The sequence below is a fragment of the Streptomyces thermoalcalitolerans genome (assembly GCF_039525155.1).
Taxonomy (GTDB): Bacteria; Actinomycetota; Actinomycetes; order Streptomycetales; family Streptomycetaceae; genus Streptomyces; species Streptomyces thermovulgaris.
The window spans coordinates 1-24,879 of sequence record NZ_BAAAHG010000051.1 but is presented as its reverse complement, the minus strand read 5'-3'; the positions used below and the strand labels follow the sequence as shown (position 1 = coordinate 24,879).

The following is a 24,879-nucleotide window of genomic DNA, read 5'->3' as shown; positions in this document are numbered from 1 at the left end:
GCGGCCGATGACCAGAACCCTTCCGGGGCGCACCGACCATGTGGTGGTCGTCGGCGCCGGACTGTCCGGCCTGTCGGCCGCGCTGCATCTGCTGGGCGCGGGCCGCCGGGTCACCGTCGTCGAACGGGAGCCGCTGCCCGGCGGGCGGGCGGGACGGCTGGTGCGGGGCGGTTACGTCATCGACACCGGCCCGACCGTGCTGACCATGCCCGGCATCGCCGAGGAGGCGTTCGCCGCGGTCGGTGAACGCCTGGACGACCATGTGCGGCTGGTCCCTCTGCACCCGGCGTACCGGGCGAGGTTCGCCGACGGCAGCACGCTCGACGTGCACACCGACGCGGCCGCGATGGAGGCGGAGGTGGAGCGCTTCGCCGGCGGCCGGGAGGCGGCGGGGTACCGGCGGCTGCGCCGTTGGCTCGAGCAGATGTACCGGGTGCAGATGCGCCGGTTCATCGACGCCAACTTCGACTCCCCGCTGCACCTGCTGGGCGCCGATCTGGCCCGGCTGGCCGCCCTGGGCGGCTTCGGGCGCCTGGACGCGCGGGTCGGCCGGTATCTGCGGGACGAGCGGCTGCGCCGGGTCTTCACCTTCCAGGCGCTGTACGCGGGGGTCGCGCCGCACCGTGCGCTCGCCGCGTACGCGGTGATCGCCTACATGGACACCGTCGCCGGGGTGTACTTCCCCCGGGGCGGTGTGCACGCGCTGCCGCGGGCCATGGCGGACGCCGCCGCCCGCGCGGGCGCCGACCTGCGGTTCGGCCGGACCGTCACCCGGCTGGAGCGCACCGGTGCCCGGATCACGGCGGTCGTGACGGCCGACGAGCGCATCCCGTGCGACGCCGTCGTCCTCACCCCGGACCTGCCGGTCGCCTACCGGCTGCTCGGCCGCACGCCGCGCCGTCCGCTGCCGGTGACCCACGCGCCGTCCGCCGTGGTCCTGCACGCGGGGTGCGACCGCACCTGGCCCGGTCTCGCGCACCACACGCTGTCGTTCGGCCGGGCGTGGCGGCGGACGTTCGACGAGCTCACCCGAAGCGGTGAGCTCATGAGCGATCCCTCCTTGCTGATCACGCGTCCCACGGCCACCGACCCCGGGCTCGCTCCGCCGGGCCGCCATCTGCACTACGTCCTGGCGCCGTGCCCCAACACGGTGCTGGGGCCCTCCGCCGCCCAGTGGGAGGAACTCGCGCCGCGCTACCGCGAGGAACTGCTCGCCGAGCTGGACCGGCGGGGCCTGACGGGCATCGCCTCGGCGATCGAGCAGCAGTGCCTGGTCACGCCCGCCGACTGGCACCGGCAGGGGCATGCCGCGGGCACCCCCTTCTCCGTCGCCCACACCCTCGCGCAGACCGGTCCCTTCCGGCCGCGCAACCTCGTGCGCGGCACGGAGAACGCCGTGCTGGCCGGATGCGGCACCACGCCCGGCGTCGGGGTGCCCACCGTCCTGCTGTCCGGCAAGCTGGCGGCCGCCCGCATCACCGGCGGGGCGGCCCGGCCCGCGCCGCGCCGGCGGCCCGTGCACACGGCGGCCGTGGAGGCGGGCTCATGACCGGCCGTGAGCTGGATGCCGCGGGCATCACCGACCCGGCGCTGCGTGCGGCGTACACCCACTGCCGCCGGCTCAACGCCCGCCACGGCAGGACCTATTTCCTCGCCACCCGGCTGCTGACCGCCGAGCGCCGGCCGGCGGTGCACGCCCTGTACGGGTTCGCGCGCTGGGCCGACGACATCGTCGACTCCCTCGGTCCCGCGGTGGGCCCGGACGCACGGGCGGCGGCGCTCGTCCGGCTGCGCGAGGAGCTGGAGGCGGGGCTGCGCGAGGGCCGCAGCAGCGAGCCGACGGTGCGGGCGGTGGCCGACACCGCCCGCCGGTACGCGATCGACCACCGCCACTTCGGCGACTTCATGGATTCGATGCGCCGCGACCTGGAGGTCACCGAGTACGCCACCTACGCCGATCTGTGCGCCTACATGCACGGGTCGGCGGCGGTGATCGGGCTGCAGATGCTGCCCGTCCTGGGGACGGTGGTGCCCCGCGAGGAGGCGGCCCCGTACGCCGCCGCCCTCGGCGTGGCCTTCCAGCTCACCAACTTCCTGCGGGACGTGGGCGAGGACCTGGACCGCGGCCGGGTCTATCTGCCCGCCGACCTGCTGGCGGCGTACGGGGTCGACCGGGAGCTGCTGCGCTGGAGCCGGGACCGGGGACGGCCGGACCGGCGCATCGTGGCGGCGCTGCGCGCCTTCGAGGATCTCACCCGGCAGGTCTACCGCCGGGCCGCGCCGGGCATCGCCCTGCTCGACCCGGTGTCCCGCCCCTGCATCCGGACCGCCTTCGTGCTGTACGCGGGCATCCTCGACGCCGTCGCCGACTCCGGGTACGCGGTGGTGCAGCGGCGGGCCGTGGTGCCCCGCCGGCGCCGTGCCGTGGTCGCCGCGGACGGTCTCGTCCGTGTGGCCGCGGCCCGTCTCGCCCGGCGCCGCGCGTCCCGCCGTGGTGCGCGGCGGCTCCCCGTCCCCCCGAAGCGGCCTGTGGCCCCACCGGTCACCGGGCCGTCCGCACCCCCGTGTGAGGAGGTCGTATGACGTCCCGCCTCTCCGCCCTCCGCGGGCGTTACCCCCTGCGGCTGCGCCGGCGCCCCGTCGCCTGGCACAGTCAGCGCCCGACCTGGCGGGATGCCCGGCCGTCGGTCATCGCCGAGGCGCTGAAGCGGGCCCGGGCACGGCCCTCGGGCAACTGGTACGTCGTCGGCGCCGCCCGTGACGTGGGCGGTGGGCGGCCCCTGGCCCGGACCGTCGGCGGCCGGGAGATCGTCGTCTGGCGCGATGCCCGGGGGAAGCCGGTGGCCGGCCCGGGCATCTGCCCGCACCTGGGGGCACCCCTGTCAAAGAGCCCGGTCCGGTGCGGCACGCTGATCTGCCACTGGCACGGACTCGCCCTCGACGGCACCCCGTGCGCCGGCTGGGAGCCGCTGCCGGTGCACGACGACGGCGTCCTCGTCTGGGTGCGGCTGGACGACGTGGGCGGTGAGCCGGGCACCCCGGCGCCGGCCGTTCCCCGGCGGCCGCCCGCGTCCGTCTCGGTGGCGGCCGTCTACACGGGGGTCGGCGTCTGCGAACCCGAGGACGTGGTCGCCAACCGGCTGGACCCCTGGCACGGTGCCTGGTTCCACCCGTACTCGTTCGTCGATCTGACCGTCGTCGGCACGCCGGGACGGGCAGCCGCACCCGCGGACGGCGGCGGGGCGCGAGGCGCTGAAGAGGACGGCAGGGGAGACGACCGGGAAGGGGACGACAGGGAGGGCGGCGACGGGGAGGGCGACGACGGATTCACCGTCGACGTCTCCTTCAAGGTCGCGAGGCGTCTGGTGGTGCCCGTGCGGGCGGTGTTCACCGCACCGGGGCCGCGCACGGTGGTCATGCGCATCACCGAGGGGGAGGGGCGGGGTTCGGTGGTGGAGACCCATGCCACCCCGCTCGGCCCGGACCCGCAGGGCCGGCCGCGCACCGCCGTGGTGGAGGCGGTGGTGGCCGTCTCCGACCGGCCGGGATTCGCCGCGGTCCGCAGGGCGGCGCCGCTGCTGCGGCCGCTGATGCGGGCGGCGGCGGGGCGGCTGTGGCGGGACGACCTCGCCTATGCGGAGCGCCGCTGGGCCCTGCGTTCCACCGGCCGTTTCCCGGGGTGACCGCGCCACCGCGCTCCGGGCCGGCGCCCGCGCCCACGGCCCGGAGCGCCGGCCGGGTGCCCCGTCGGCAGCGAGGGCGGCGTGGGCGGGACCGGGTCCCGGGTCCGGTCGTCACACGTCCGGCGACCGCCGGGGCATGCGGTCGTCCGCGCGGTCCCGGGTCCTGCTCTCACCGACCAGGGTCTGCTGGATGTGCGGGACGACGCGGGTCAGCCGCAGCACGCCCCACAGGATCAGCCCGACCCCGATCATCTCCGGCACGAGCCACCAGCCGGTACGGACCCGCTCGTCGAACAGCGTGACGCCCAGCACCAGGCTGACCGTCGCGTCACCGATCGTCAGGGCCGGCTGGGAGGCCTCGAGCGCACCGGCCTGGAGGGCGTTCTCCAGCAGCAACAGGGTGCCGACCCCGGTGAGGGCGAAGCCGTAGGTCTGCCAGGTGGTCAAAAAGGCCGGAAGACCCGAGGCGGCGAAGGTGCCGGTGGCGGACTTCAGCAGCGCGGCGGTCAGGGCGTTGCCGATGGCGGCGGCCGCGGCCAGCACGGCCGCGCGGAACAGCGCGGAATGCCCGGTCCGGGCCAGGACCACCGCGGTGGCCATCGCCCCCAGGCACAGCGCCAGGGCGGGGATCCAGCGCTCCATGGACGCCTGGTGCTTCACTCCGGCGGGGGCGGCCGAGACCAGGAGCAGCGTGAGACCGGCGACCACGCCCGCCACGGCCCGCCAGCCCGCGGAGGGCAGTCCGCTGTGCAGCAGGGGAATGGCGATGAGCAGGGCGAAGGGCAGTTCCAGGATGAACAGGGGCTGGACCAGCGCCAATGGCCCGTTGACCAGGGCGAGCGCCTGGAACAGGGCGGCTCCCGTCACTCCGCCGATGCCGACCAGCCAGACCGGGCGGCGCGCCAGGGCGAGCAGCAGGCGCAGCCCGCCGCCGCGCGGAACGGTGGAGGCCGCCTTGCGCTGGCAGGCCGTCCCCAGGGCGTTGCTGGCGGCTCCCGCGACGGCGAATCCCACGGCCAACTCGATCACAGCTCCACGATGCCCGACGGGAGGCGTGCCGTCCTGCCGGCCGCCTTGGCCATAAGCCGGCCTTATGACCTCATGGAACGGACGCGCGTACCGGCTCAGGTGTGCCTCACCCAGGGTGGCGGTCGCCTGCCTTCGGCAGTCGTCCGTCCTCGTCCGAAGGGAACCTGCTCATGCCCCGCCCTCCGCGGGTGACCGTCGTCGGAGCCGGCCCCGCCGGGATCCGCGCCGCCGACGCCCTGCTCACGTCGGACGCCGCCGCCGCGCCGGGCGTGTCCGTCGAGCTCTTCGAACGCCTGCCGGCCCCGTTCGGTCCGATCCGCTGCGGCGTCACCCCGACACCCCCGGATCAAGGGCATCACCGCCTCGCTCCACCAGGTGCTCGGCACACCGCAGATCCGGCTCTTCGGCAATGTCGCCCATCCGGAGGACACCGGCCTGGACGACCTGTGCGCGTTCCACGACGCAGTGCTCTTCTCCACCGGTGCGTCGGCCGACCGCCCGCTGCCCGTCCCCGGCATCGGCCTCGACGGTTCCTACGGCGCCGCCGACTTCGTCTCCTGTACGACGGGCACCCGGAGTCTCCTGGTACGACGGGCACCCGGACGTGCCGCGCACCTGGCCGCTGACCGCCGAAAAGGGCGAGCATGTGCGGTCCCTGTACGTCACCGGCTGGATCCGGCGCGGCCCCGTGGCCCTGACCGGCCGCACCAAGGGCGACGCCGACGAGACGGTCGCCCACCTGCCCGACGACTTCACGAACGGCCGTCCGCACACCCCGGTCTCCCCCGCCCCGAAGGCCGTGGACGCCTTTTTCGCCGACCGGAACGTCCGCTTCACCACCTGGGACGGCTGGTACCGGCCGGACGCCGCGGAGCGGGCCCCGGGCGAGACGCAGGGCCGGGAGCGGGTGAAGATCGTCGATCGCGAGGGCATGCTCCGCGCGAGCGGCGCGCAGCCGCCGTGCCCCGGCGGGCGGGGACGGCACGGGAACGGCGGCGGGGCCGGTGCCGGCGGGGTGCGGTCGCACACCCGACGGGAACGTCACGCGTGTTCATGGCGAACGGGGACACCCGGACCTCATGAACCGTCTGCACTTTCCCGGTCACCGGGATCACTCCACCGGCAAGGACACCGGGACGCGCGAGAGGGCCGACGGGCGGGCACGGAACCCCGGACCGGAGACGGGGGCCGGGACGGCCGGGCCCGACGCCGCGGTCGAACGGCGCGCTCCCGACTCGCCCGCCGGCCTGCCCGGCCGTTCCTGGCGCGCGGTCTTCCGTCGCGTCCTCAGGGAGTTCAAGGAGGACGAACTGACCGACCGTGCCGCCGCCCTGACGTACTACGGGGTGCTGTCGCTGTTCCCGGCGCTGCTCGTGCTGGTCTCCCTGCTCGGTGTGGTCGGCCGGTCGGCCACCACGCAGGTGCTGGACAACCTGCAGAAACTCACACCGGGTGCGACACGGGACATCATCACCAACGCGGTGCAGCAGCTGCAGAGCAACGCCGGCCTCGGTTCCGTCCTGGCGGTGGTGGGTCTGCTCGGCGCGATCTGGTCGGCCTCCGGGTACGTCGCGGCGTTCATCCGCGCCGCCAACGCGGTCTACGACATCCCCGAGGGGCGCCCCGTGTGGAAGGTGCTGCCGCTGCGGGTGACGCTGACCGTGACCCTGATGGTGCTGGCCGTGGCCAGTTCCCTGATCGTCGTCTTCACCGGTTCCCTGGCCCGGCAGGCGGGCGCCCTGCTCGGCGTGGGGGACGCGGCGCTGACCGCCTGGTCCATCGCGAAGTGGCCCGTCCTCGTCCTCCTGGTCACCATGATGATCGCGCTGTTGTACTGGGCGACGCCCAACGCCAGGGTCCGCGGCTTCAGGTGGATCACCCCGGGCAGTCTGCTCGCCCTGCTGATCTGGTTCGCCGCCTCGGCCGGTTTCGCCTTCTACGTCGCGAACTTCGGCTCGTACAACAAGACCTACGGTGCTCTGGCGGGTGTCATCATCTTCCTCGTCTGGCTGTGGGTGACCAATCTGGCCATTCTGCTGGGCCTGGAGTTCGACGCCGAGCTGACGCGTCAGCGTGTGATCGACGGCGGGCATCCGGTGGACGAGGAGCCCTATGTGGAGCCCCGGGACACCCGCACCTGGGACGAGCGGGACCAGCGGCGCGCGGACAAGGGCTGAGCCACGCCCGTCGCGGCACGCGCACGGCCGTGGCGGGCGGGCGGTGCCGGGGCCGTCGGCGTGGCAGGACGGGCGTCGACCCCGCCGAATCGGGCATGATCCGACATGGCGATACTGAATATGCACGCCTCCGCTCCCAGATTGGCCATGTCGAACTCTGCTACTTCTCGACCTCCGGCCCCGCCCACGGTGTGGCCGGCCCGCGGCCGTTGTGAAGGCCTGGCCGCGGTGGACGCCGTACGGCGTCGCCTGCAGCAGCTGAAGGCCGAGGGCGTCCTTCAGGACCACCTCGTGCCGGAGGACGCCGACTCCGCCCGTGAGCCGGTCTTCGAGGCCCGCTGGCTCGCGCCCGGCGACGTGACCGTGCGGGCCCGGCTCGCCCTGTCGCCCCCGCGGGGCTCCGGACCCAGGCAGGTGCGGGAATGGGTGCTGATGGCCGAGGCGGAGCAGCACTGGGACCTGCGCTGGCCCTCTCCCGCGGCCATGTTCTGGCCGCAGCACTCCGGCGCCGGCTGGGACCGGGAAGCCGTCACGGGTCTGCGGCTCGGGGACGTCAACTCCCTTCCCGAGGACGACAAGGAGCTCCGGCGCGTCCTGAAGCACGCGGTGCGGGACACCTGGGCCGTCCATGTCGTCGTGCACGAGGCCATGACGCCGGACGAGCGCGGCCGGCTGCCGCTGGTGCGGCTGCTGCCGGAGAGCCTGCGGCACCGGGTCGTGGAGCACCGCGCCGCGCCGCACCGGTTCCGGGCCGTCAACTGGGTGCTGGACGACTTCGGCACCCGGGTGCCCCGCGGCGGTGCCGTCGTCCTGCCCGGCAGCCCGGCGGCGCCCGGCTACGACACGAACGGGTTCTCCGTGCGCAGTGTCTTCCTGGACGGCTCGGAGCCCACGGAACTCCTCGACGCGATCACACGGTTCGCCGCGCTGCCCCGGCCCCTGCCGCCCGGCGCGGACGAGGCGCTGACCGCGCTGCGCGAGGACTGGCACCTGATGACCCTGGAGGAGGAACTCGCCCACGCGCGCAAGCTCGCCGCCATGTACGCCGAGGCCCTGGAGGCGATGACGAGGTCCCGGGACCTGTACCGGGAGGCCGCCGAGCGGGCCCACGAGGCGCTCGCCGCCTACCGGGAGGCGGAGGCCAAGGGGGTGCTGCCCGCGAGGAAACCGGGCCGGATGTCCGTGGGACTGCCTCTCCAGCAACTGGCGCGCGGCTTCGGGCGCCTGAAGGACACGGCCCTGTCGCTGCGCCCCGGCACCGGTGCGGGCGGGACCTCCCGGGAGGAAACGGCCTCCCTGGCCGACGACGGCTCCGGTGCCGACTCCGGCGCGGGCTCCGGCGCGGGCTCCGGCGCGGGCTCCGGCGCGGGTTCCGGGGACGTAACCGGGCCCCCCGTCTGGCCCACGCGGCCCCGGACCGGGGACTGAGCCCGGCCCGGGACGCGTCGCCGCGTGGGCGGGGTGCTCACGGCACCGGCGGATCGATCCCCGGTGAGCCCGGTGCGACCGACCGGGGCGGGGGATGTCTCTCGGCCGCCTGGACCATCAGCAGCAGGGTCAGTGCGGCCAGACAGGCCAGTGAGGCGCACACCGCGGTGAGCCCGGCGCTGCGCGGCGGTGCCACGGTGATCTCCACGGCCCGGGTCAGCCCGGCCGAGGCGAGCCTGCCTTCGACGTAGCCGACCGCCGCGAGCACCGCGGGGAGCACCGCCCCGGTCACCAGGGCCACGACGCCGGTGCGCAGGGCCAGGACGAGGGCCAGCGCTCCGCACAGCGCCGACACGGCGAGGGCGAGGAGGCAGAGCGGGACGGGCGCGCCCTCCCAGCGCGTCGGGAAGTGCGCCGCGCCGCACACCGCGAGCGCCGCCGCGGCGACCCAGCCGGGCCAGAAGACAGGGCGTCCCGCCCCCTTCCCCGGCTCGCCGGCGACCGGCTGCTCCTTCACGGCCCCCGTGGTTTCCGTGGTTTCCGTGGTTTGCGTGGTTTGCGTGGTTTGCGTGGTCTCCGCAGTCCTTGCGGTCCTTGCGGCTTCGGCGCTCTCCACGGTCCCCGCGGCCTCGGCGGCTCGCGCGGCGCACGGTTCGCCGTACGTCTCGTCGTGCCGTTCCCGGGCCAGCCGCCCGATCAGCTGCACCAGGTCCTCGACCGTGCGTCCGGTGGCGGCCGCACGGACCGCTTCCCGTGCGCAGTGCGCCTGCTGCGGTATCCGGTGCAGCAGGGCCACCAGCCGGGCGACGTCCGCCACACAGCGGCTCATGACCGCGGCGCGGATCGCGTCGTCGGCGCTGTCGGCCGGGCGCGGCGGCCGGGTCAGCTCGGCGACCAGCCGGGCGACGTCCGCCACGGGCCGGTGCAGGGCGGCCGTGCGCAGGGCGTGGCGCACGGCACCGGTGTACTCGGGCCTGTCCTCCAGAAGGGCGACGAGCCGGACGAGTTCCTCCACCGGGCGGTCGTCGGCGACCGCCCGGACCAGGCCACTGAGCGGATCGCCGTCCGCACTGCCGTCCGCGCCGCCGTCCTCCCCGCCTCCCGCCGTGCCGCCGGGTGGCCCGGACCAGTGGATCTCCTCGGGGAAGGCGATGACGGACTGGTTCGACTGGGGTGGTGGGGTGCGGGTGGTCATCTGTGCTCCATGGCAGGGGTGCGGCCGCCGCTGCGCCCCCGAGGGCGACACGCCATTTACCCTGACCATTACCGAATGCCTCTCCACGGCGTGCGACCCGAGCAGCGCAGTCGGGTGACCCCCGCCCGTGCCCCGCTCGGCGGCCGGGAAAGCACGGCGGCCGGGCATCCGGCAGGAGCAGCCGCCGGCGAACAGGACGACAGGAAGGGGCGGAACGTGAACTCCACCGAAAAGGTGCTGCTGGCGGCCGCCGTGCTCGCGGCCGCCGTGCTCGGTGTGGCCGTCGCTCTGCTCGTGCGGCTGGTGCGCACCCGGCGCGCTCTGCGCCGCGCCGGTCTTCCCACGGGTCCGCGCTGGGTCTTCTGGGGTGCCGCCGCCTATCTGATACTGCCGGTGGACCTGCTGCCCGACCCGGTGTACCTGGACGACATCGGTGTCCTGCTCCTGGCGCTGCGCTCGCTGCACGCCGCCGGAGGAGGGCGGCTGCTCTCCCCGGCACGCCGAACGGGACGTTCCGGGCGTCGCGGACCCGCGGACGCCCATGACTACGCCTCGTAAGGAAACCAATCACCCGTTCGAACCGTATAAGTGGGCGGGACCCGAAAAACCAGCGGGTCAAGCGATGCCGCAAGGACGACCACCGCTTGATCTCGGCTGCACCGACAGGGGAGAGACGATGCAACCGTTCGCGCTCAACTACGCACGTCCGGCAGTGGAACGGGAAGCGACCACGCCGTACGTCTACGACTCCGGGCTGCAGTTGAACGTCACTCCGGACGGACGGATCGCCGCATCCGACCACGCGCTTCTCAGAGAGCTGGGCACCACGACCTCCACCGCGGGATCCAAGACGCACTTCGACGACTGAGCACGGCCCGCGACGATGACCGTACTGATCCTGACCGGCGAGGAGGACGTGACGGCGGACATGGTGGTGATGCACCTGAACGCCGCCTCCGTCCCGGTGGTCCGGCTGGACCCGGCGGATCTGACCGCGGGTGCCGCCCTCTCGGGCGAGTACGTCCACGGCTCCTTCCACGGCCATCTGTCCACCGGCGGACGGCTGGTGAGCATCCACGGCCTGCGCTCGATCTGGGTGCGCAGGCCGGGAGTCCCGGCGGCCCGGGCGGCGCAGCCCTCCGCCTGGCTGACCGAGGAGGCCTCACAGGCCCTCTACGGGATGCTGCGCGGCTGCACCGCCCGGTGGATGAACCACCCCGACGCGGCACGGCGCGCCCGGCACAAGCCCTGGCAGCTGCGGCTCGCCCAGCGCAGCGGTCTGCCCGTACCGGCCACCCTGATCACCACGTTCCCGCAGGCCGCCCGGGAGTTCGCCGAGCGCTTCCCGGACCTGGTGGTCAAGCCGGTCTCCGGCGCGCATCCCCAGGAGCCGCCGAGGGCGGTGCCGACCAGCCGGGTCGCGCCGGACACGGACTTCAGCGCGGTGGCCTACGGACCCACCCTGCTGCAGCGCAGGATCGCCAAGCGCGCCGACATCCGGCTGACCGCCGTCGGCGACACACTGCTGGCCGCGCGCAAGGAGACCCCGGCGGACGCCGACCCCGACGAGGTGGACGTCCGGTTCGCCACGTCCGATGCGCCGTGGCGGCCGGCCGAGGTGCCGCGGCGGGTGGCCGAGTCCGTGCGCACCTATCTGCGGGAGGCCGAACTGACCTACGGGGCCTTCGACTTCGTCGAGGACGCGGACGGGACCTGGTGGTTCCTGGAGTGCAACCAGTCCGGGCAGTTCGGCTTCATCGAGGTGGAGACCGGCCAGCCACTCGCCCGTACCATCGCCGAGTGGCTGGCCCGTCCCTCCCCGCGGGACCGTGAACGGGCCGACGGCAGGCGCACGGTGACTTCCTGAAACCGGCACGCAGTGCCACCGAAAGATCCGGTGAAGATCCGCAGGCCGCCGCGCCCGTCCCTGCCCGCACGGACGCCGGACGGCCTCAGACAGCCAGGGAAAGGTCGTCCTCGTCGTCCGTCTCCTTGGCGGTCCTCGTCGACCGCCCCGCGGCGAGCAGCAGTGCGTCTCCCTTTCTGATCGCGTCATCGATGCTGGTAGTGCCCATCATGACGCACAAGGTGTAGCTGACGTCCGCCAGCTCCCGAGCCGTCTCGTCCCGCTCCCTCTCCGCCTGCGCGATCTTCAGCGATGCGTACCGCGTCAGCAGCGTCCTGACGACCTTCGGGTCCGGAATCAGCACGAAGCGCCCCTCTCCATGGTTTTTTTGCTGCTCCTGCCCCAGGCACGCCGTGCCATGCATAACAAATCCCTTGCGACACACCTTTGCCCTGGTTGAGCCGCATTCGGGTGATCCGGCCGACGGTCGTCAGCAAAGTTTCTAGCGGCCGCGGCCCCCGAAGCCGCGCCCTGCCGCAGCGCGGCGCTCCTTCGCGGTCATGCCGCCCCATACGCCGTCGCACTCACGGTTGCGCAGAGCCCAGGTCCGGCACTCGCGCAGCACGGGGCACCGGTGGCACACCGCACGGGCCTGCTCGATCTGCAGCAGCGACAAGCCGCTCTCCCCGAGCGGGAAGAACAGCTCGGGATCCTCGAAGCGGCACGCCCCGCGCTCGCGCCAGTTCATCCGTGGGCCGACACTCATCGGGACCTCCGCTCACACTCGGCCGCACTTGTCCGGGCGGTTCCCGCCCACGGCGGCGGGACGCCGCATGCCCCGGCAGAGGCATGCGCAATATAGGTGCATTTCGGTCTCGCGGCCAAGGTCCCTTCTGGTGCGCACGAGACACTCAGGAAAATGCGCTGCCGTCCGCCCCGAGGAGCGGACGGTCCATGACCATCGAGGGAGGTCCGGCGGAAAAACAGCGGAAGAGCACGCGCACCGCCGGCCGGATCCGAGGAACCGCCGAGCGGCCGGGGCGCCCCTGAGGCCCCGGGCCCCTCTCACTCGGCGAGCGCGTCGGCGAGTTCCGTCGTGGCCCGGGCGATGTCCTGGTCCCGGTCCGCCAGCAGCGCCGAGAGCGCATCGCTCCGGGCGCGCACCGCCTGCCGTGCCCGGCGTTCCCACACCACCGGGTTCTCGGGGTGGTTGAGGACCTTGGGATAGACCGAGGCGACGCTCTCCCACTGCCGGGCGCCGGCGATGTTCTTGAGCAGCCGGATGATCTGCGGACGGCAGGTCACCCGCGGAAGCTGGGCGAGCTCCCACAGGAACGGGACCGTGGCGGCGGTCGCCTGCTCCACGACGAAGCCGTACTGGCAGATCCGTTTGCGCAGCTCCTCCAGGGCGATGCGGGCCGTGCGGGCATCGCCGCAGGCCACACAGGCCAGCAGCAGGGGGATGGCGGTCGCGGAACCGGTGGAGTCCCTGATCTCGCTCCAGGGCACCCGCCCCAGGCCCGACAGTGGCATGGCCGTGGCCGCACCGCCCGACGGCGTCGTGCGGTCGGCGCGCTGTGTGCTCGGCTGCTGCGTCGGTGCGGTGCGCATGGCGTCGGGCCTTTCAACGGCGGTCGTTGGGGGGCGCATCTGCCTGATGCGACGTCAGCGTGAGGCGTCTACCGACGGGTTGACGTCCCGGTTATTATCCACAGCAAAGGCGTCGGCGTGCAATTGCACGCGAAATTTCTCGTGAAAGTGCGCGGGCGCGGAACGTGGACAGCGAGGGGACTGCGATGCCACCAGTGCGAAACGGAGTGCGGGCAAGCTCGTTGGACGCCCGTTGGATCAAGAGCCGGCACAGCAACGCCGAGGGCAACTGCGTGGAGGTCGCCGCACTGGCCGACGGCGGCATCGCGGTGCGCAACTCCCGTGATCCCGACGGTCCCGCCCTGGTCTACACCCCGGCCGAGATGGCCGCGTTCCTGGCCGGCGCCAAGGAGGGCGAGTTCGACCATCTACTGTGAGACGCAAGGAAGTTGGCGTCTTGCACGGCACATGCGCCCTGCGACGGGACGGTGCGGTAGTGTGGCTTTCACATCTGCCGGTCCACTGGGAGCCAGGATGTCCGCCGAGCCGCATCGTCTCTCCCGTCTCGAACCCTACCTTGACCGGCCCGAGCCGGCCCCGACTCTGCTGAAGATGCTGATCGGCGTCCAGCTGGCAGGCCTTCGCGAGGACGCCGGCCTGTCCCAGGACCAGGCGGCGAAAGCACTCGGGTTCAGCGCCGCGAAGCTGTCGCGCATCGAGTCCGGCAAGGGACGCCGCCCTCCGGCCGAGGGCGATGTCCGCGCCCTGCTGAAGCTGTACCGCGCCGACGCCTACGAGTCCTCGGTGCTGCTCAAGCTGCTGCGGCGGGCCGGTGAACCCGGCTGGTGGCAGCGCTACGACAAGCGGCTGATGCCCGAGTGGTTCGACCGGCTGGTCGGTCTCCAGGAGGCGGCCGCCGCGATCCGCACCTTCGAGATCCAGTACGTCCCCGGTCTGCTGCAGACCCCGGCGTACACCCGGGCCGTGGTGGAGCGCGGTCTGCCGACCGCCTCGGCGAGCGAGGTGCAGCGGCGCGTGGAACTGCGCGCCCAGCGAGCCCGGTTGCTGCTGCGTCCGGACGCTCCGCAGCTGTGGGCGGTCATCGACGAGTCGGTGCTGCTGCGTGTGCTGGGCAGCCGCGAGGTCATGCGCGAACAGCTCGGCCATCTGATCGAGATGGCGCAACGCCCCAATGTGACCGTGCAGATCATCCCGCTGGACGTGACCAACGCGTCCGCACCCGGCTTCCCGATCACCTATCTCCGCTTCGGCGGGCTCGATCTGCCCGACATCGTCTACCTCGAGCACATCAGAAGCGCCAACTTCCTGGAGGACCGCGACGAGACGGAGGAGTACCGGATCGCCCTGGACCGGCTGGCCGACGAGGCGCTGACACCCCAGGAGTCCCTGGCGCTGCTGCGCAGGACGGTCAACGACCGCTACTCCCCCGCCTCCTGAGCGACACGGCTCAGCGGACCAGGCCCATGCCGCCGAACTCCACCCATTCATAGGTGAGCTGACGGGGCACCACATCGTTGTCCGGCCGCCAGGTGGACACCTCCACCAGCCCCGGCTCGATGATCTCGAGTCCTTCGAACCACTCGGCGACGTCCTTCTCCTGGCGCACCCGGCCCCAGTTGCCCTGCGTGACCTCGGCCATGAAGTCGGTGACGAAGGCGCGTACGTCCGGGTCGTCGCTGACCAGTTGGCACATGAGCATGAGGCTGCCGGGCACGAGCCGTTCGCGTACCCGCCGGACCACCGCGAGGGGGCCGTCGGTGTCACTGTCCGGGATGCAGTGGAACACCGAGTTGAACAGCACGGCCACCGGCTGCGAGAAGTCGATCAGACGCCGGGTCTCGGGGTGCGAGAAGATCTCGTCGGTGTCCCGCATGTCGGCGTGGATGACGGCGGTGCGCTCGTCCTGCTGTAACAGGGCCCGGCCGTGGACCAGCACCATCGGGTCGTTGTCCACGTAGACCACGTGCGAGCTGGGGTCGACGCGCTGTGCTATCTGGTGGACGTTGTCCTGGGTGGGCAGACCGGAGCCGTGGTCGAGGAACTGGCGGATCTTGTACTCCTCGGCGATCACACGGACGGCGCGCTGCAGGAAGCGCCGGTTGTTGAGGGCGAGACGGCGGGTGCTGGGGACGACCTTGTCGAGTTCCTCGCATGCCGCGCGGTCCGCCGCGTAGTTGTCCTTGCCGCCCAGGTAGTAGTCGTACATCCGCGCGGCCGTCGGCACCTTCTCGTCAATTCTCGTGGGCAGGTGCTTCTCCATGGGCATCGATCCCCCAGACTCGCCGTTTCCGCCGCGCCAACCAGGCCGGTTCGACCGAGAGTACAGCGTGGAGGCCCCGCTGACCGGCCGAACGGGACCACGGATGAACGGCACTTCGCGATCGCCTCGCCGTCTGTCCCGATCGTCACGGTTTCCTCATCGCACCCCACCTGTCAACGGCACGGTGCGAAAGCCTCCGGAGTCCGTGCCGGCCCAGGTGCCTGGTGGTGCTCGCCGCCGTTCCCCCGGTCGCTCCCGTGCCGTTTCCCGCGCCACGCTCGCCGACGGCCGGTCCGCACGGGCCGGCCGTCGTTCTGTCCGGCGGGAGGGCCCGGCCGGAACGTCCCCTGCGAGGCGTCCGCCCCCGGGGGCGGACGCCGGGCGCGGCCGGAACGGCTCAGGCGTGCCGATGGGAGCTCCGGTTGCCCGTGAAGAGCCGGTACAGCACGAGCAGGATCAGGGAGCCGACGATCGCGGCGATCCAGGTCGACAGCTGGAAGAAGCCATTGATCGACTCGACGCCGAAGATGACCTTTCCCAGCCAGCCTCCCAGGAGTCCGCCCGCGATGCCGATCAACATGGTGACGATGATGCCGCCCGGGTCCTTGCCCGGGAGGAGCAGCTTGGCGATGGCGCCGGCCAGCAGGCCGATCAGAATCCAGGCGATGATGCCCATGTCCTCATCCTTCTTCCCCTCCGGAAACGTGTGTCCTTATCGGATGCACACAATGAGCGCGGGCAAACCCGGCATGCGCATTTCCGATGTCCAGGCGGCCCGCCCGAGGCCGGGCCGATTCCTGATCGAATCCCCTTCTGTCTCCCAAGCAGCCGCACACCGCGAGGACATGAAGGACCGTTGGACCTGTTGGCACGAGTGATTGCGATGCGTACTATCGAGCCCCAACGGCGGCCTGAGAGCGCTCTCAGAGCCGGTATGCGCTCGTGCCCGCTTCTCTCCCGGTTCGCCGTCATCCCCCCACGTACGACATCAAGGAGATCCCCCCACATGGCCTCTCGACACCAGCGTCCCCTTGGCCGCAGAAAGTTCCTCGCCGCCCTCGGCGGCGCGGCGGTGGCCGCACCCGCCATCGCGGCGATCGCCCCCCACGCCCTCGCGGACACGGCCTCGAAGAACGAGACGTCCGCCGCGCAGTCGCTTCCGCTCACGATCGTCAACAACAGCGGCGCCTTCAACAACACCTCCGTCCACGTCTACATCGTGGGCAACCAGGATGGCCGGCAGGTCCGCGTCACCCCCGACGGGAGGCTCGCGCCGATCTCCCTGTCGGACAACGGCGGCGACGGTTTCACCGACTACGCGATACCCCTGGCGAGCAGCGGCGAGACCCGGCTGTCCCTGCCGCAGATGTCCGGCCGGATCTATGTCGCCCTCGGCCAGAAGCTGAAGTTCAAGGCCGTCGTCGACGGCAACGGCAACCCCGCCCTGCAGTACCCGGCGGGCTGGGTGTCCTCGGACCCCAACTACCGCGTCCTGCACGACTGTGTGGAGTTCACGTTCAACTCCGCCGGCATGTTCTGCAACACGACCATGGTCGACATGTTCAGCGTGCCGCTGAGCATCCGTCTGACCGGCGCCCGGAACCAGACGACGGGCGCCGTCCGCAGCGGCGGACGGGCGGCCGCGTTCAACGCGCTGCGGCAGACCGAGGGATTCTCGAGGCTCGTCCTGGACGACCTGCGGGTCATCGCCCCCGGGCACGGCCTGGACGCGGGGCTGTTCGCCCAGGACTACTTCGCGCCGTACATCGACGAGGTGTGGGGCACCTACACGGGCAGGGATCTCAGGGTCACGACCAACGCGGGCACCTTCACCGGCCGGGTGCGCGGCGGACGGTTCAGCTTCGACGGCCCGGCCTCCTTCGCCTTCGACAAGCCCTCCACCCGGGACGTCCTGTTCTGCCACGGCGCCCTCGCCGCCCCCAACGACGGTACGAGGGGTCCGGTCGCCGCGGTGCTCGGTGCCGGTTTCAACCGCTCGACCCTGCTGTCCTCGGCCACCCAGCCGACGACCGACGCCGCCTCCTTCTACCGCACCCCGATCACCAACCACTACGCCAAGGTCATGCACTCGGTGACGGACAACGGCCGGGCCTACGGGTTCGCCTTCGACGACGTGGCGGACTTCGCCTCGTACATCGAGGACAACGCCCCGGCTGAGATCCGGCTGACCCTCACGCCCTTCTAGAAACGCCCGTCCCGGAAATGCCGTCCGTCCCGCACGCCAAAGCCCGCGGTTTCCGGCGTGCGGGACGGTGACGGCGGCCGTGACGGCGTGAGGCTGCCGGGACTCATGTCACCCGCCCCGGGGCGTGTCCCGGGGCGCCGGTGAGCCCGGCCGGTCAGCCCACGTCCCACAGGAACCGGTGGGTGTGGATGCCGAAGTACGGGAACGACTGCACCTGCCGGACGCCCTCGATCGGGCGGACCACGTCGTTGACGAAGTCCAGCAGATCCCTGGGGCCGGGGGTGACGACCTCGACGAACAGGTCGAATCCGCCGGAGGTCAGCACCGCGTAGATCACTTCGGTGCGCTCGGCCAGTTGGTCGGCGACCGCCCGGGGATCGCCGTCCACGCCGATGCCGAGCAGCGCCATGGCCTGCCCGCCCATGGCCATCGGATCGGTCACACCGACCACCTGGACGACCTTGGAGTCCAGCAGCCGTTGCAGCCGCTGACGGGCCGCGGACGCGGAGAGGCCCACCTTGGGCCCGAGATCCGCGTATGCGATGCGCCCGTCGGTCTGCAACTCGCGCAGAATGGCCCGGTCGATCTCGTCCACGTGCCTCGCTCTCCCTCTCCGGCCGACTCGGCCCAGCGTAATGGCGGTCGTCAGCCGTGCAGTTCGGACAGGGCGGCGGCGAAGACCTCGGTGTGCGTGTCCACGTCCTGCTCGGTGGTGTCGGGGCACATCAGCGCCATGTTGTGGAACGGGGTGAGCAGGATGCCCCGGTTGGCCAGGTAGAGGTGGAGGAAGTCCTCCAGCTCGGGGTCGGCGGCGGCGGCCGACTCGGTGCCGGTGCGCGGAGCGGGGGAGACGAAGCGGTACTCGGTGCGGGCGCCGAGGCGGCTGACCGACCAGGGCAGGCCGTGGGCCTCGATGCCCGCCCGGACACCGGCCTCGAAGCGTTCGGACAGCTTCTCCATGCGGGCGAAGGCGTCGTCGGTGAGGACGTGCTCGAGCGTGGCGCGCGTCGCGGCGACCGACAGCGCGTTGCCCGCCAGGGTGCCGCCGACACCGCCCATGTCCACCAGGTCCAGGTCGGTACGGCCCAGCAGCCGGTCGGCGAGGTCGGCGGACAGGCCGTAGGCGCCGGCCGGGATGCCGCCGCCGATCGCCTTGCCGATGGTCAGCATGTCGGGCTCCAGGCCCCAGGCCGCGGTGCAGCCGCCCGGTCCGGCGGAGAAGGTGTGCGTCTCGTCGTTGATGAGCAGCGTGCCGTACTGCCGGGTCAGCTCGCGCACACCGGTCAGATAGCCGGGCTCGGGCAGCACGATGCCGATGTTGGTGAGCGCCGGTTCCATGAGGACGGCGGCCACGTCGCCGTGGGCGAGTTCGCGCTCCAGCTGGTCCAGGTCGTTGAACTCGGCGACGCGGCTGGTCAGGGTGACGTCGCAGGGTGCTCCGACGTTGCCCTCGCGGGCGGTGCCGCGGCCGTCGGGGCCGACGACGATGAGCGACTCGTCGACGCTGCCGTGGTAGCAGTAGCTGTTCACCAGGATCTTCGGGCGGCCGGTGACCGCGCGGGCGAGCCGGATCGCCCAGCGGTTGGCGTCGGTCGCGGTCAGCGAGAAGCTCCAGCGGGTGAGCCCGAAGCGCCGGGTGAGCTCCGCGCCGACCCATTCGGCGTCCTCCGTGGGCAGCATCGCCGTCGCCCCGCCCAGCTCGGCGTACCGCCGCGCCACCGCCTCGGCCACGGGTGCGGGCGAGTGACCCGCCATGGCGCCGGTGTCACCCAGGCAGAAGTCGATGTACTCGTGCCCGTCGATGTCGGTGACCCGGGCGCCCCGGGCGGAGTCCAGATAGCGGGGGAAGGCACCGGCGGTCTTGTTCATCCAGGTCATCGGCACCCGGCCGAAGAGATGGTCGGCGCGGTCGTAGGCGGCTCTGGAGCGGGGGTTGCGCCGTTCGGCCTCGGCGCTCTCGCGGGCGAGGAGGTGGCGCAGACGGGTGCGGTCCATGAGGGCGTCCTGACGGTCGGAGACTACGAACGACTACGGATTGAGCGGATCGTACGATTGGATCAGCTGTACAGGCAAGAGAATGTTGCCGATACGAGCGATACAGCAACTGATTCGTGCGTGCAGAGGTTGTGGCCGCGCTTCCCTCGCTGGGGACGGAGAGGAGGTTGATCGTCCCTTGAGGCAGGCTCAGAGGGGCGGGACGAGACGGACAACCGGAAGAAACCGGAAGAAAGACGAGGGGTTGGTTCTCGTACGGGACCGGACGGCTTGCCGTGCTGTGCCGCCAGGAGCGGCTCGGCGGTGAGACGTGGCCCGGCAAACGGCGGCTGTCCGTCCTCACGGACACCACAGGCCAGGCCGCGGGGCCGCCAACGGTCCCCACGGATCGCCGCTCGCCTCAACTGCCGCTGTACGAACTGGAGTCGGCCGCGCGGTGGCGTTCCCCGCGAGCACCGCACGGGGCTGTGACCCGCGTCGTGCTGCTCGGCGGGGACGGAACTGGTCCCCCGCGCCGGTCCCGTCCCCGGGCACGACGAATCTATGGGTCCGGTGCGACCTCCGGGTACCGTGCCGGTGCCCTCTCCGCCCGGCCGGAGGCTCACCCGTGCACAAATGAGTCCCGGATGTCCGTCTTCATCCTCCCTTTCCTTCTCCCCTTCCTCCTTCTTTTCCTCCTCCTTCAAGGGCAGGCGGGTCGAGGTCGCCCACCGCGAGGTGCGCCAGGACGACCTCGTACAGGTCCCGGCCGCCGTCGAGGAGCCGGCGTTCGAGGACGGGCTCCGCACCGCGTACGTGTTCCCGGACGGTCTGCGCGTGGATGCCGAGCAGCCGGGCGGCGCGCTCGGCGTTGCCGTCGGCGGTGATCCAGGCGCGCAGCGTGCCGCGCAGATCCCGGGTGCCGGCCGTCAGACGGCCGAGGAGTTCGTGCGCCCAGCCGCGCAGCGCCGGACCGGCCAGCAGGTCGCCGAGGCGTACGGCCCCCGGACCGGGCGCCGTCCCGGAGGCCGGGCGGTGGCCGAGCCCCGCCCGGGTGTTCAGGGCGAGGTGGACGACGGCCCGGACGGTCAGACGGCTGAAGTCCGCGCCGAGCAGCCCTTCGACCCGCTCCATCCGGGCGCGCACCGTGTTGCGGCTCACACCGAGGATCTTCGCGGTGCTGACGGCGGTGAACTCCAGGCCCAGCCGGGTGGTGGCGAGCAGTTCGGCGTGCATGTGGTGCGGCAGGGTGTCCAGGGGACACAGCAGCCGGGCGGACCAGGCGTGCAGTGCCTCGGGGTCCATCAGGCGCTCGGGGCGGGTCCGCTCGGCGTACACGGCCGTGCGGTCCGGGCGGAAGCGGGCGACCGCGAGCGCGCTCACGGCCTGTCCGTACGCCGTCGCGGTCCGGGCCAGGCTGTGCCGGGTGCTGCCGCCGAGGAACGTGTGCGGCCGTCCGCCCACCAGGGAGCGCAGTGTCCCGCCGGTGCTCTCGGCGGGCGCGACCACGATCACATGCTCGTCCACCGCCGGGCAGCGCACCACCAGGGCCCGTCCCCCGGTGGCCTCCAGGCACTCGGCGGCCAGCCGGTCGCGTGTGCCACGGCGGGTTTCGAGGACGTAGACACAGGCGGTGTCCGTGTCGAGCAGGCCGGGCCACAGTCCCGCGGCCACCCGGCGGGCCGAGACGGTGTCCTCGACCATCAGCAGTTGCAGGACGGCCAGCCGCAGCGCGGACGTGGCCTGTGCGAGGCGGCGTCCGGTCTCGTCGGTCCCGCGGGCCCGCAGCAGCAGGTCGAGCACGGCGGCGGTGCGGGTGACCATGCCGGCGGACTGCCGGTCGAAGGGCTCGGCGCGCAGCACGGCCAGGACACCGGCCGAGGACGCGGGCGGACCGCCCACCCGCACCAGACGGATGTGGCGCCCCCGGTCCTGCAGCGCGGCGGCGGCCAGCCGGCCGGTGACCACGTCCGCGACCAGGTCCCCGTCCAGGCCCTCGGCCGAAGACGGCGGTTCCCCGGCGAGGAGGGTGCCGGCGCCGTCCAGGAGGCAGGCGGTTCCGTGCGCGGACGCGGCAAGCCAGGCGACGACCTTGTGCACGTCCCGTCCGGCCGGCCGCAGTTGGTCGAGGAGCTCCTCGGCCCAGGACGTCTGTGGGCCTTCTCCTCCCGGGGCTTCTTCCGGCTTCCCGTCGGTCCTGCCCTCGTGCCCGGTCATGCCCGCCCTCTTCTCCGCCGTACATTCGTGGCTTTGACCTCGGCTTTTCGGCCGAGGACGTTACCAGCGGACGGCCCGGCGGTCCGGGGCCGGGAACACCGCACGGCCGGCGGACGGCCGACGGGGAAAGGGCGGCCTCGCCGGCGGATCACAGGGGGGGGAGGTGATGTGGCCGGCGAAGCCGCGCGCCCGGGGCCGGGGGGCAGCTCCCGGGCGGTGTGTGAGTGCTGGTTCCCCGGTATCCGCCGGCTACTCCTGAAAAGCCGAAATACGATGCCCCGTCGGCGGCGTGCGGAGGCACACGGCACGGGAACGGGACAGACCGCTTGCACGGCGACCGCCGGCGCACGGCATAAGCTCGGTGAATGGCGAAGTATTTCGATGTGCATCCCGACAACCCCCAGCCGCGCTCCATCCGTCAGATCGCGGACAGCATCCGCGAGGGGGCGCTGATCGCGTATCCGACCGACTCGTGCTACGCCCTCGGCTGCCGCCTGGGCAACCGGGACGGCATCGAGCGGATCCGGGCGATCCGCCGCCTGGACGACCGGCACCACTTCACCCTGGTGTGCCAGAACTTCGCGCAGCTCGGCCAGTTCGTACGGATCGACAACGACGTCTTCCGCCTCATCAAGGCGTCCACGCCCGGCAGTTACACCTTCATCCTGCCCGCCACACGGGAGGTGCCGCGCATGTTGCAGCACCCGAGGAAGAAGACCGTCGGGGTGCGCATTCCCGATCATGTCGTCACCCAGGCCCTGCTCGCGGAGCTCGGCGAGCCGCTGCTGTCCAGCACGCTGCTGCTGCCCGACGAGAAGGAACCGATGACACAGGGCTGGGAGATCAAGGACCGGCTCGACCATGTCCTGGACGCCGTGGTCGACTCGGGCGACTGCGGGACCGAGCCGACCACGGTCATCGACTTCTCCGGCGGGGAGGCCGAGATCGTACGGCGGGGGGCGGGCGACGTCTCACGGTTCGAGTGAGCCTCGCAGCGGCCTCGGGCCGACGGCGGATCCGCCGGCAGCGGGGGAAGCCGGGCCGGTCACCAACGGCCCGGCGCGCTGCCCGTGATCGGCTCGGACGGCCTGCCGTCCACGCCGACCGGTACGTCGCCGGAGAGCATCACCCGGTGCATGATCCGCGGGAGGCCGAGGTGGGTGTGGTCGCTGGGCGCGAGGTGAATGGTGGCCCGGTTGTCCCAGAAGGCCACGCTGCCCGGCTCCCAGCGGAACCGGACCGTGTACTCGGGCCGTACCGCCTGCTCGAGCAGCATCTGCAGGATCGCCGCGCTCTCGGCGCGGGAGAGGCCCTGGATCTGTTCGACGTAGTAGCCGTTGACGAACAGCACCCGCTCCCCGGTCTCGGGGTGGACCCGCACCAGCGGGTGCACGGTGGCGATCTGATGGTCCAGCAGATGCCGGACGTAGGCGTCGTCGCCGGGCCTCGGCTGGTAGCCGACCCCGAGCCGGTGCTCGGCGCGCAGGCCGTCGACGAAGGCGCGCACCGGAGCCGACAGCCCGGCGTACGCGGCGGCCAGATTGGACCAGGTGGTGTCGCCGCCGTACGGCGGGACGGTCTCGGCGCGCAGGATGGTCGCGGCCGGCGGGTCGACACGGGCGCCGTGGTCGCAGTGCCAGCCGCGCAGCAGCGTGTGCCTGCGGCGCCGGAGCCACTCCTCGTGGTCCATGCCGAACCGTCCGCCGAGTTCCAGCCGGTCCGCGGTCGTCTCCACCTCGGGGAAATCCGGCGGCGACGCGCTGCCCCGCCTGCGCAGCACCACGGGGTCGCCGAAGCGGCGGGCCAGGGCCACGTGCCGGGCGTGGTCCAGCCGCTGCCCGCGGAAGAACACCACCTTCCAGCGCAGCACCGCCGCGCGGATCTCTGCGACCACGCCGTCGTCGAGCTCCCCGGCCAGGTCCACCCCGGTGATCTCGGCTCCGATGTGCCCGGCGACCGGCTTCACCTCGATCCCGCCGGTCTGCCGCCCGTCCGCCGTGCTCCTGCCTGTGTCCGTCGTCATCCGTGCGCTCCGATGCTCGTCGTGACGGTCCTCACCGATCGTGGCAGCGATGTCCGTGCACGGCGACAGCGCCTGTCGGCCACGGGGAGCGGGGCCTGCGGGGCGGCGGAGGGGAGCGCGGCGGGCACCGGCGGCTGCGGGCGTGCCACGGCACGTACGGGCCGCCGGGCCACGGCCGGCGGGGCCGGCCGGGTCAGTCGGCGGGGCCCGGCCCGGCCTGGTCGCGCAGGAAGTTGCTGATCTGGTGCGCCAGGCCGCCGGCCCCGCCCGCCGTGTGCACGCCGGCGACGACGGACTCCTCGTACACACCGATGCCGCCGGTCCACAGCCTGCGCTCGGTCCACTCGTCGTCGACCCGCAGCTGCACCTGGACGTCGATCTGGGACAGGGTGTTCTCCGGTCCCGCCGCGTACAGCACCGCGGTGGCCCGGCGCAGCGGATAGATGTCGTAGCCCTCGATGAACTGCGAGTTGCGCCAGTCGACGAACGCGCCCTCCCCGTCGGGGCCGACCCGTACGTCGATCTGCCCGTCCTCCAGATGGACGCCGAAGCGCCGCGGGCCGCGGTTCTCGACGGTCACACGGAGACGGAAGTACGTCAGCCCCTCGGCGGCTTCGTCGCGTCCGCGCGGCGGCTCGGCCCGCTCCAGGCGGTGGACGCGGACCCGCAGACCGGCATGCTCGTCGTACTCCTGCCAGTCCCCGACCACATTCGGCTCGTACACAGTGCACCTCTCGACTTCCAGGGCTGCTTCCTATCCGCGCGCTCAGTGCACTGTCAAATGAACGGAATGCACCGTGTCCCGGTAATTCCCCGTCTTTGATCACTGATCAAGCCGTGTGCAGGAAGAATCCTCCACCGGGCCGTGCGGGCGCCGGCGGGAGCGTGCCGCACATCACTCCGGTGGCCGCCCGCCGGACGCCGTCAGCGGGGCGGGCCGAGCAGCCCGGCGGAGCGGGGCGCCGGGGCCCCGGGGCGGCCATGGGCATCGGGCCGCCCCGGTGCCGCGGTACCGGTGGGGTCCCGGTCATGCGGTGCGCGGCCACCGGGACCGTCGTGCCGGGGCGGCGCGACGGCACCGCTGTGCTCCCGCGCCGTGCTGCGAATGATCAGGTCCGTGCCGGTCACCGGCCCGACGGGAGCGGCGGACGGGAACCAGGGGCGGAGTGCCGCCCGGGGCCCGGACGAGTTCCCCGCGGATTCCCCGCCCGGCGGCGGGCGAGCACGGCG

The 24,879-nt window shown here is 72.6% G+C and carries 24 protein-coding genes and 1 pseudogene; 13 read left to right on the top strand and 12 right to left on the bottom strand.

What is annotated here, in order from left to right; genetic code table 11:
- Positions 1-7 precede the first annotated feature (7 nt).
- From ABD224_RS23655 to ABD224_RS23645, 3 genes are read left to right on the top strand one after another with little or no spacing between them, the layout of a single operon-like run.
- Positions 8-1,549: a phytoene desaturase gene (locus tag ABD224_RS23655; RefSeq protein WP_344053184.1), complete on the top strand. Its 1,542-nt coding sequence runs from the start codon at positions 8-10 to the stop codon at positions 1,547-1,549.
- Positions 1,546-2,583, top strand: a complete 1,038-nt coding sequence (locus ABD224_RS23650; protein ID WP_344053182.1) for a phytoene/squalene synthase family protein — start codon at positions 1,546-1,548, stop codon at positions 2,581-2,583. The genes ABD224_RS23655 and ABD224_RS23650 overlap by 4 nt, the downstream gene beginning before the upstream one ends.
- Positions 2,580-3,683 (top strand): Rieske (2Fe-2S) protein, encoded by a 1,104-nt coding sequence (locus ABD224_RS23645; RefSeq protein WP_344053180.1) that lies wholly within the window; start codon positions 2,580-2,582, stop codon positions 3,681-3,683. Before ABD224_RS23650 ends, ABD224_RS23645 begins: the two co-directional genes overlap by 4 nt.
- A gap of 111 nt (positions 3,684-3,794) precedes the next feature.
- Here the strand turns inward: ABD224_RS23645 and ABD224_RS23640 are convergent, their stop codons facing one another.
- Positions 3,795-4,712, bottom strand: coding sequence for a DMT family transporter (locus ABD224_RS23640; RefSeq protein ID WP_344053179.1), 918 nt, complete (start codon positions 4,710-4,712; stop codon positions 3,795-3,797).
- A 170-nt stretch (positions 4,713-4,882) separates the two neighbouring features.
- Between ABD224_RS23640 and ABD224_RS23635 the strand changes: the two are divergent.
- The 3 genes and pseudogenes from ABD224_RS23635 to ABD224_RS23625 all read left to right on the top strand — a co-directional run.
- Positions 4,883-5,664: pseudogene (locus ABD224_RS23635) on the top strand (hypothetical protein); the annotation flags it as partial.
- A 127-nt stretch (positions 5,665-5,791) separates the two neighbouring features.
- Entirely contained in the window at positions 5,792-6,889 is a 1,098-nt protein-coding gene (locus tag ABD224_RS23630; protein WP_344053177.1) for a YihY/virulence factor BrkB family protein, read from the top strand.
- A 147-nt stretch (positions 6,890-7,036) separates the two neighbouring features.
- Positions 7,037-8,317: a hypothetical protein gene (locus ABD224_RS23625; RefSeq protein WP_344053223.1), complete on the top strand. Its 1,281-nt coding sequence runs from the start codon at positions 7,037-7,039 to the stop codon at positions 8,315-8,317.
- 37 nt (positions 8,318-8,354) lie between these two features.
- Here ABD224_RS23625 and ABD224_RS23620 read toward each other — a convergent pair whose 3' ends face one another.
- Positions 8,355-9,512, bottom strand: coding sequence for a hypothetical protein (locus tag ABD224_RS23620; RefSeq protein ID WP_344053175.1), 1,158 nt, complete (start codon positions 9,510-9,512; stop codon positions 8,355-8,357).
- A 216-nt stretch (positions 9,513-9,728) separates the two neighbouring features.
- Here ABD224_RS23620 and ABD224_RS23615 point away from each other — a divergent pair, with 216 nt between their 5' ends.
- The 3 genes from ABD224_RS23615 to tgmB all read left to right on the top strand — a co-directional run bounded on the left by ABD224_RS23615 (position 9,729) and on the right by tgmB (position 11,379).
- Positions 9,729-10,070, top strand: a complete 342-nt coding sequence (locus tag ABD224_RS23615) for a YkvA family protein (RefSeq protein ID WP_344053173.1) — start codon at positions 9,729-9,731, stop codon at positions 10,068-10,070.
- Positions 10,071-10,188: 118 nt separating this feature from the next.
- Positions 10,189-10,380 (top strand): putative ATP-grasp-modified RiPP, encoded by a 192-nt coding sequence (tgmA, locus tag ABD224_RS23610; protein ID WP_344053171.1) that lies wholly within the window; start codon positions 10,189-10,191, stop codon positions 10,378-10,380.
- Between the two features lie 15 nt (positions 10,381-10,395).
- A complete protein-coding gene (gene tgmB / locus ABD224_RS23605; RefSeq protein WP_344053169.1) occupies positions 10,396-11,379 on the top strand; it encodes an ATP-grasp ribosomal peptide maturase in 984 nt (327 codons plus the stop codon).
- A gap of 85 nt (positions 11,380-11,464) precedes the next feature.
- On the opposite strand, the gene ABD224_RS23600 is transcribed toward tgmB, so the two are convergent.
- From ABD224_RS23600 to ABD224_RS23590, 3 genes are all read right to left on the bottom strand, one after another.
- A complete protein-coding gene (locus tag ABD224_RS23600) occupies positions 11,465-11,722 on the bottom strand; it encodes a DUF5133 domain-containing protein (RefSeq protein WP_344053167.1) in 258 nt (85 codons plus the stop codon).
- A gap of 138 nt (positions 11,723-11,860) precedes the next feature.
- The gene (locus tag ABD224_RS23595; RefSeq protein WP_344053221.1) at positions 11,861-12,106 is read right to left on the bottom strand and encodes a WhiB family transcriptional regulator; all 246 of its coding nucleotides are present in this window, start codon (positions 12,104-12,106) and stop codon (positions 11,861-11,863) included.
- A gap of 317 nt (positions 12,107-12,423) precedes the next feature.
- A complete protein-coding gene (locus ABD224_RS23590; protein WP_344053165.1) occupies positions 12,424-12,969 on the bottom strand; it encodes a hypothetical protein in 546 nt (181 codons plus the stop codon).
- Positions 12,970-13,154: 185 nt separating this feature from the next.
- On the opposite strand from ABD224_RS23590, the gene ABD224_RS23585 reads away from it, so the two are divergent.
- A complete protein-coding gene (locus ABD224_RS23585; RefSeq protein WP_344053163.1) occupies positions 13,155-13,385 on the top strand; it encodes a DUF397 domain-containing protein in 231 nt (76 codons plus the stop codon).
- A gap of 97 nt (positions 13,386-13,482) precedes the next feature.
- Positions 13,483-14,406 (top strand): helix-turn-helix domain-containing protein, encoded by a 924-nt coding sequence (locus tag ABD224_RS23580; protein ID WP_344053161.1) that lies wholly within the window; start codon positions 13,483-13,485, stop codon positions 14,404-14,406.
- Between the two features lie 10 nt (positions 14,407-14,416).
- On the opposite strand, the gene ABD224_RS23575 is transcribed toward ABD224_RS23580, so the two are convergent.
- Entirely contained in the window at positions 14,417-15,235 is an 819-nt protein-coding gene (locus ABD224_RS23575; protein WP_344053159.1) for an SAM-dependent methyltransferase, read from the bottom strand.
- Positions 15,236-15,626: 391 nt separating this feature from the next.
- Entirely contained in the window at positions 15,627-15,905 is a 279-nt protein-coding gene (locus ABD224_RS23570) for a GlsB/YeaQ/YmgE family stress response membrane protein (RefSeq protein WP_344053156.1), read from the bottom strand.
- A gap of 330 nt (positions 15,906-16,235) precedes the next feature.
- On the opposite strand from ABD224_RS23570, the gene ABD224_RS23565 reads away from it, so the two are divergent.
- Positions 16,236-17,435 (top strand): glycoside hydrolase family 64 protein, encoded by a 1,200-nt coding sequence (locus tag ABD224_RS23565; protein WP_344053154.1) that lies wholly within the window; start codon positions 16,236-16,238, stop codon positions 17,433-17,435.
- A 154-nt stretch (positions 17,436-17,589) separates the two neighbouring features.
- Here ABD224_RS23565 and ABD224_RS23560 read toward each other — a convergent pair whose 3' ends face one another.
- The 3 genes from ABD224_RS23560 to ABD224_RS23550 form a co-directional block, all read right to left on the bottom strand.
- The gene (locus ABD224_RS23560; RefSeq protein ID WP_344053152.1) at positions 17,590-18,030 is read right to left on the bottom strand and encodes an Lrp/AsnC family transcriptional regulator; all 441 of its coding nucleotides are present in this window, start codon (positions 18,028-18,030) and stop codon (positions 17,590-17,592) included.
- Between the two features lie 50 nt (positions 18,031-18,080).
- Positions 18,081-19,430, bottom strand: a complete 1,350-nt coding sequence (locus ABD224_RS23555) for a transaminase (protein ID WP_344053150.1) — start codon at positions 19,428-19,430, stop codon at positions 18,081-18,083.
- A gap of 636 nt (positions 19,431-20,066) precedes the next feature.
- A complete protein-coding gene (locus ABD224_RS23550) occupies positions 20,067-21,626 on the bottom strand; it encodes a helix-turn-helix domain-containing protein (RefSeq protein ID WP_344053148.1) in 1,560 nt (519 codons plus the stop codon).
- Between the two features lie 365 nt (positions 21,627-21,991).
- On the opposite strand from ABD224_RS23550, the gene ABD224_RS23545 reads away from it, so the two are divergent.
- The gene (locus ABD224_RS23545) at positions 21,992-22,612 is read left to right on the top strand and encodes an L-threonylcarbamoyladenylate synthase (RefSeq protein WP_344053146.1); all 621 of its coding nucleotides are present in this window, start codon (positions 21,992-21,994) and stop codon (positions 22,610-22,612) included.
- Positions 22,613-22,671: 59 nt separating this feature from the next.
- On the opposite strand, the gene ABD224_RS23540 is transcribed toward ABD224_RS23545, so the two are convergent.
- Positions 22,672-23,649 carry a TauD/TfdA dioxygenase family protein gene (locus ABD224_RS23540; protein ID WP_344053144.1) on the bottom strand — a complete coding sequence of 326 codons (978 nt, stop codon included), beginning with the start codon at positions 23,647-23,649 and terminating at the stop codon, positions 22,672-22,674.
- A gap of 193 nt (positions 23,650-23,842) precedes the next feature.
- On the bottom strand, positions 23,843-24,373 hold the full coding sequence (locus ABD224_RS23535; RefSeq protein ID WP_344053142.1) for a hypothetical protein: 531 nt from the start codon (positions 24,371-24,373) through the stop codon (positions 23,843-23,845).
- Positions 24,374-24,879: the final 506 nt, after the last annotated feature.